The sequence below is a fragment of the Azotobacter beijerinckii genome (assembly GCF_900110885.1).
In the GTDB taxonomy this organism is placed as follows: Bacteria; Pseudomonadota; Gammaproteobacteria; order Pseudomonadales; family Pseudomonadaceae; genus Azotobacter; species Azotobacter beijerinckii.
The window spans coordinates 20,870-27,379 of the sequence record NZ_FOFJ01000049.1 but is presented as its reverse complement, the minus strand read 5'-3'; the positions used below and the strand labels follow the sequence as shown (position 1 = coordinate 27,379).

Annotated in this window: 8 protein-coding genes; 4 read left to right on the top strand and 4 right to left on the bottom strand. The window is 67.2% G+C overall.

What is annotated here, in order from left to right:
• Positions 1 to 248: transposase family protein (locus tag BMY22_RS17905; RefSeq protein WP_143068535.1), on the bottom strand; the 248-nt coding region annotated here is incomplete at its 3' end.
• 154 nt (positions 249 to 402) lie between these two features.
• On the opposite strand from BMY22_RS17905, the gene BMY22_RS17900 reads away from it, so the two are divergent.
• The gene (locus BMY22_RS17900; protein WP_090624311.1) at positions 403 to 660 is read left to right on the top strand and encodes a type II toxin-antitoxin system prevent-host-death family antitoxin; all 258 of its coding nucleotides are present in this window, start codon (positions 403 to 405) and stop codon (positions 658 to 660) included.
• A gap of 3 nt (positions 661 to 663) precedes the next feature.
• Complete coding sequence (locus BMY22_RS17895) at positions 664 to 918, top strand: Txe/YoeB family addiction module toxin (protein WP_090624310.1); 255 nt, start codon at positions 664 to 666, stop codon at positions 916 to 918.
• Here BMY22_RS17895 and BMY22_RS17890 read toward each other — a convergent pair.
• Complete coding sequence (locus BMY22_RS17890; RefSeq protein ID WP_090624307.1) at positions 912 to 1,301, bottom strand: hypothetical protein; 390 nt, start codon at positions 1,299 to 1,301, stop codon at positions 912 to 914. The two genes, BMY22_RS17895 and BMY22_RS17890, sit on opposite strands and share 7 nt — an antisense overlap.
• Positions 1,302 to 1,449: 148 nt before the next feature.
• On the opposite strand from BMY22_RS17890, the gene BMY22_RS17885 reads away from it, so the two are divergent.
• A complete protein-coding gene (locus tag BMY22_RS17885) occupies positions 1,450 to 2,178 on the top strand; it encodes an SIMPL domain-containing protein (protein WP_090624305.1) in 729 nt (242 codons plus the stop codon).
• Positions 2,179 to 2,232: 54 nt separating this feature from the next.
• Here BMY22_RS17885 and BMY22_RS17880 read toward each other — a convergent pair whose 3' ends face one another.
• Positions 2,233 to 3,465 carry an MFS transporter gene (locus tag BMY22_RS17880; RefSeq protein ID WP_090624303.1) on the bottom strand — a complete coding sequence of 411 codons (1,233 nt, stop codon included), beginning with the start codon at positions 3,463 to 3,465 and terminating at the stop codon, positions 2,233 to 2,235.
• A 521-nt stretch (positions 3,466 to 3,986) separates the two neighbouring features.
• The gene (locus BMY22_RS17875; protein WP_090624301.1) at positions 3,987 to 5,003 is read right to left on the bottom strand and encodes an AraC family transcriptional regulator; all 1,017 of its coding nucleotides are present in this window, start codon (positions 5,001 to 5,003) and stop codon (positions 3,987 to 3,989) included.
• A gap of 201 nt (positions 5,004 to 5,204) precedes the next feature.
• Between BMY22_RS17875 and bktB the strand changes: the two genes are divergently transcribed.
• Positions 5,205 to 6,395, top strand: a complete 1,191-nt coding sequence (bktB, locus tag BMY22_RS17870; RefSeq protein WP_090624299.1) for a beta-ketothiolase BktB — start codon at positions 5,205 to 5,207, stop codon at positions 6,393 to 6,395.
• Positions 6,396 to 6,510: the final 115 nt, after the last annotated feature.

Below are 6,510 nucleotides of genomic sequence, written 5' to 3'. Positions count from 1 at the left end.
CGCTCCAGGCGTCCGATGACGTCGCTGAGGGTATCGTGCGAGGGAATACCGTTGGGCAGCGGCAGGAACTCGCGCAGCCAGGCTTCGTTCTCGTGGGCGAAGTCCTCGATGCCGACCCAGTCGTCATAACCGCACAGGGTGGCGCAGAGCGTGATCATGACGATGTCCTGCAGGGCGTGCAGCTTGTTGCGGGTTTCGCGCCGTGGGTCGACGAGCTTGGCGAAGTAGGGCTGGGGATTGGGCAGCATGATGGGGGCTCGGAAAAGTCTTGTCCGTTACCGCTAATCCTCGTCCAACGCAAGAGCGATGTAGCGCGATTGCCCTGGGCTGCGGGCCATGCTGGGTTGTCGATATGTACGTATTTCTGTACATTTCGATATCCAAGGCATCGAGGAGAGCGCCATGCACACCATCAACTACACCACGGCACGCCAGCACCTGGCGGAAACCATGGACCGGGTGAGCAACGACCGCATGCCCATCCTGGTCACCCGGCAGAAGGGCGAGCCGGTGGTGATGATTTCCCTAGCCGACTACAACGCCCTCGAGGAGACGGCCTATCTGCTGCGCTCGCCGGCCAATGCGGAGCGTCTGATCCGCTCGATTGCCAGCCTGCGCGCCGGCAAGGCGGAGCCGCGGTCGCTCGTCGACGAAGACTGAGCCTTGAACATTCTCTTCACGCCCGAGGCCTGGGACGACTACCTGTGGTTCCAGCAGAACGACAAAGCCGGGCTCAAGCGGATCAACCTGCTGATCCGGGATGCGCAACGTGATCCGTTCGCCGGTCTTGGCAAGCCGGAGCCGTTGAAGCACAACCTCAGTGGTTTCTGGTCACGCCGTATCGGCGAGGAGCACCGGCTGGTCTACAGGGTGGACGGGGATACCTTGCAGATCGTGATGTGCCGTTATCACTACTGAACCTGTCCGGCGTCATTCCTCCCCCTCCACCCCAGCGCTACCCAGGCCAGCGCCGGATAGCAGGCGTAGTGCAGGCCGAACAGCATCAGCCCGACCGGGCCGTGGGGGGACTCGTGTTCCATCATCGCCAGCAGGCCCAGATAGAGTACGCCAAGACCCAGGCCGTAGCGCAGGACGATGCCCCGGCGCTCTGCGGGGAGGGGTGCACGGCGGTTTCGCCAGGCGAAGACCTGGGCCAGGCCGGCGGCGACCAGGCCGGCGACCAGCAGGGTGGCGAACAGGCCGCCGACCTTGACGAAGGTGCGCAGCAGCAGGTTGAGCAGGATGCTTGCCAGGATGCCGCCGAGGGCGTAGTGGCCGAGCTGGGGGGAGGGGGTGGACATGCGGAGGGCGCTGCCTGCAGGGGAACGGTAGCCGCACCATATCCAGCCGCGCAGCCTGCCACAAGCTCCGGTGATGGCCATGGGCCGGCTCTGGCGGGCGCCGTGGCATAGTCTAGCCTGTCCGGGGCATGTTCCCGGGAGGACAGCGATGGAGAGCACGATACGTATCGGATGGATTCCCGCGCTGATCGTCGGCGCGGCCCTGGCTTTTGCCGGCTGGTCGGTGGGGCAGGGGGTGGAGCGTTTTCGCGTGGCGGACCGCGCGGTGACGGTGAAGGGGTTGGCCGAGCTGGACGTGAAGAGCGACTTCGGCATCTGGACGCTGGCCTTTCGGCGCGGCGGCGACGAGTTCGGCGGCGTGCAGCGGCTGCTGAGCGAGGACCGCGACCGGCTCGTGGCCTTTCTTCGCGAACAGGGCTTCGAGGCCGGGGAGATCGAGATCCAGCCGCTGCAGGTCCAGGACCTGCTGGCCCGGGAGTGGGCCTCGCGGGATGTGGGGCTGCGCTTCAACGGCCAGGGGCGGGTGCTGGTCAAGTCGCCGCGGGTCGATGTGCTGGCCCAGGCGGTCAACCGGCTCGATCCGCTGATCCAGGCGGGCATCCAGTTCGATTCGGAACAGCAGAGCCAGTCCGGTCTGCGCTATCAGCTGCGCGGCTTCAACGAGGTGAAGCCGCGGCTGCTGGAGGAGGCCACCCGCAATGCCCGGGCACAGGCGACGAAGTTCGCCGGGGATGCCGGGGCGACCCTCGGCCGGCTGAAGAATGCCAACCAAGGGGTGATCCGCGTGGTCGACGACGACGGCGGCGACGTGGACAGTGGCCGCACACTCGGCAAGCGCCTGCGGGTGGTCAGCACCTTCGAGTATGCGCTGGAGTAGGGCAGGAGCCGGCAAGCCGGCGCCTGCTCCGTCGCGGGCCGTGGGCCGAGGGGCTCAACCTTCCGCCACGGCCTGTCCGGCCGGTTCCGTCGTTTGCGCAGGGGCGCTCTGCAGCTTCCAGGCCTGGAGGAAGATCAGCAGGCCGAGGATTGCTGTGGCCGCACCGACATAGCCGGTGACGGTCCAGCCGAGGCCGGCGCTGATCGCCAGGCCACCGAGCCACGGGCCGAGGGCATTGGCGATGTTGAAGGCGGCGTGGTTGGAGGCGGCGGCCAGGGTCTGCGCCTCGGTGGCCACGTCCATCAGGTGGGTCTGCAACGGCGGCGACAGCGCGACCATGGTGCCCACCGCGAAGACCGCCGGCAGGATCGTCCAGAGCGAATGGACCGACAGCGGGAAGAGCAGCAGTACGGCAGTGCTCCACAGCAGCACCAGGCCGACGGACTTGAACTGCAGCCGGTCGAACAGCCAGCCGCCTGCTATGTTGCCGACGATGGTGCCGAGGCCGAAGGCCGCCAGGCCGAACGGAATCCAGCCCTCGTGCACCTGGGTCACTTCCAGCAGGGTCGGCGCCAGGTAGCTGAACACGCAGAACATGCCGGCGAAACCGATCGAGCTGATGGCCAGCGCCAGCCATACCTGGGGCTGGTTGAAGGCGCGGATCTCGCGCATCGGATTGCTGGGTTCCTCCTGGCGGCTTGCCGGCAGGTGGATGAACACCAGCGCCACGGTGAGCAGGGCGATGCCGCCGACCAGGGCGAAGGCGGTGCGCCAGCTCAGCCACTGGCCGAGCCAGGTGGCCAGGGGGTTGCCGACCAGGATGGCGACGGTCAGGCCCATCATCACCCGGCTGACCGCATTGGCGCGCTTGTCCGGCGCGACCATCGAGGCAGCCACCAGCGAGGCGACGCCGAAATAGGCGCCGTGGGGCAAGCCGGCGATGAAACGATTAAGCATCAGGGTGTGGTAATCCGGCGCCAGCGCGCTGGCGAAGTTGCCGGCGGAGAAGAACAGCATCAGCAGCATCAGCAGGATGCGTCGTGGCAGGCGCGCGCCGAGAATCGCCAGCAGCGGCGCGCCGACCACCACGCCGAGGGCGTAGGCGCTGATCACATGCCCGACCTGGGGCTCGCTGACGTTCAGGTCCTGGGCCACGTTCGGCATCAGGCCCATGATGGCGAATTCGCCGGTGCCGATGCCGAAACCGCCCATCGCCAGGGCCAGTTCGATCAATAAGACAGCGCGAGCGGAAAGCTGCGGTGTGCCCGCTGGAGCGTGCTCCGTCATGGTGAACCTCGAATAATGATTGGATCGCAAGCAAGGAAGGGAGGGGAGGAAGCGTCTTCATTATTCTCCCATCGGCTCCCGTCGGGAACCCGAGAAAACCGCTGTAGCCGCTCAAGAGCGCAGTTTCAGAGAGGTGGCCGGTTTTTGGCGGAGCTGGCGCGTTCCGCTCGGCCGGCATCGGGTGAGGGAGTGTCTCCGCATCCGCCTGGGCCGGACTGCCGGATGGCGTCGGAGGCGGCGTCCGCCGTGCCCTCGGCGGGTTTCGGGCGATGCGGCGGTTGGCGGCGGGGGTGCCACTCGAAAGCGCCGAGCGGCAACGAGCGTTTGCCGCACAAACGGCTGAATGCCCCTTTGGAGCTCCGAATCAGGTAGTCCCCGCGATCCAGTGCTCCCTAGGGATGGAATCTTATTTCTGTTTTATTTATTCTCGGAATCAATAGTTTATATGAATTCCGAATGGCGGACCCGCAGTCCCGCGCCGGAAGAGACTGCATCCGCAAGGGACTGAATGTCATGAAATGTTACATTTTGCGTGCCGCATCCCGGTAGGTCTTCGGCAGCTCGCCGGTCCATTGCTTGAACGCCCGGGTGAACGCCGAGGGTTCGGAAAAGCCCAGCTGGCGGGCGACCTGGCTGATCGGTAGGGAGGGCTGGGTGAGGTAGTGGATGGCCATGTCGCGCCGCATGCCGTCCTTGAGGGCCTGGAAGCTGCTGCCCTCGGCGCAGAGCCGGCGGCGCAGGGTGCGCTCGGTCAGGTGCAGGGCGGCGGCGGCGCTCTGGATGGTCGCCCCGGCCAGATCCCCGGACCTTTCCAGGTGGTCCAGCACCCGCCGGGTGTAGACCGGGTAGTAGGCCGGGCGGGTGACCCAGTCGATCGGCGCCCGCCGCAGGTGGTTGGCCAGCGCCTCGGGGGTCTGCACCACCGGGGCGTCGAGCATCCTGGCGTCGAACACCAGGCAGTTGCTGGGCTGCTCGAACTTCGCCGGGCAGGGGAACATCAGCCGGTATTCGGCCAGGTGTTCGGGCGTCGCATGGTCGAAGGCGACGTACTTCAGGGGAATCCGCTGGCCGATCAGCCAGCTCGGAAAGCGGTGCCAGAGCAGCAGCAGGAACTCGCGCAGCAGGTAGTCCGGGTCCTGGGCGGGATCGCTCAGGGTCATCGAGAAGATGGCCTCGTCGCCCTCGACCTTCAGCTCCAGGCGCAGCGAGTCGTTCACCAGGTTGTAGAAGTGGCCGAGCTTGTAATAGACCGAACGCAGGCTGCGCGAGCGGACCACCTGCTTGGCCATCAGCGCGAAGATGCCCTGCCGGCAGCGCTGCGATCCCATCCCGAGGAACTCGTCGTCGCCCAGGCGCCAGACCCCGCGCATCAGCCGGCTGAACTGGTCGGGGGTGATCCGCAGGTGGGGGTTGTCGAGCAGCCGGCGGCTGATGCCCGCCTCGCCGAGCAGCACGTCCTCGTCGAGCCCCCGGCGGCGGGCGGCGTTCATCAGCACCCGGGCGAAATGGATGGAGATGGAATAGCGCTCGATGCTCATGGGCTGTCCTGGAGGTGTGCAAGTCGCCGAGAGAGTCTATCGGAACGGCCAGAACGGTGCTGTCCGTTAATGTCTATTTTGAGGCAGGTTTCGTTATTGCCGACTCCCCGCTCGCGGATGGAAGCTAGCTGCCATGCGAGACGTCCGTCCGATTCGCTCGAAACGGCGTCCGTCCCTGGCAATTTCCAAGGAAACCCATCCATGCGCGCACAAGTACAAGAAGTGGTCATCGTCAGCGGGGTCCGTACGGCCATCGGCGATTTCGGCGGCAGCCTGAAGAGCCACCGTCCCAGCGAACTGGCCGGCCTGGTGGTCGCCGAGGCGGTGCGCCGGGCGGGAATCGAGGCGGCCAGCGTCGGCCACTGCGTGTTCGGCAACGTCATCCATACCGAGCCGCTGGACATGTACCTGAGCCGGGTGGCGGCGCTGCGCGGCGGCCTGTCCGAGCGGACCCCGGCGCTGACCGTCAACCGCCTGTGCGGCAGCGGCCTGCAGGCGGTGATCGGCGCGGCCCAGCAGATCCAGCTCGGCCTCTGCGACACGGCGGTGGCCGGCGGCGCCGAGTCGATGAGCCTCGCCCCCTACCACCTGCCCGCGGCGCGCTTCGGCCAGCGGATGGGCGACGGGGTGACCGTCGATCCGATGGTCGGCGCCCTGACCTGCCCGATCAACCGCTACCACATGGGCGTGACCGCGGAGAACGTCGCCGAGCGGTTCGGGATCACCCGCGAGCAGCAGGATGCGCTGGCCGTCGAGAGCCACAACCGCGCCCAGCGGGCCGTCGAGCAGGGCCATTTCAAGGGGCAGATCCTGCCCATCGAGCTGAAGAGCCGCAAGGGCACGACGCTGTTCGACACCGACGAGCACATCCGCTACGGCTGCACCCTCGACGACCTCAAGTCGCTGCGTCCGGCCTTCAAGCAGGACGGCACGGTCACCGCCGGCAACGCCTCCGGACTCAACGACGGCGCTGGTGCCCTGGTGCTGATGGCGCGCAGCAAGGCCGAGGCCGAGGGCCGGACGGCGATGGCCCGATTGGTCGATTATGCGGTGGTCGGCGTCGACCCCAGCCTCATGGGTATCGGCCCGGTTCCGGCCATCCGCCAGTTGCTCGAACGCAACGGCCTGGGCGTCGGCGACATCGACGTCTACGAGGTCAACGAGGCTTTCGCCGCCCAGGCGCTGGCCGTCGCCCAGGAACTCGACCTGCCGCGCGAGCGCCTCAACCCCAACGGCAGCGGCATCTCCCTGGGCCATCCGATCGGCGCCACCGGGGCTATCGTGGCGGTGAAGGCGATCCACGAGCTGGCCCGCGTCCAAGGCCGCTACGCCATCGTCAGCCTGTGCATCGGCGGCGGCCAGGGCATCGCGGTGCTCCTGCAGCGCGACTGACGCTTTCCGGGCGCGCCGGCCGCGCCCGCTCCCCGAAATCCAGCGATCCGGCCGTCGCCGCGGGCGACGGTGCGGAGGCGTGCGGCCCGAACGGCCGCGAATCAAGAACAACAAG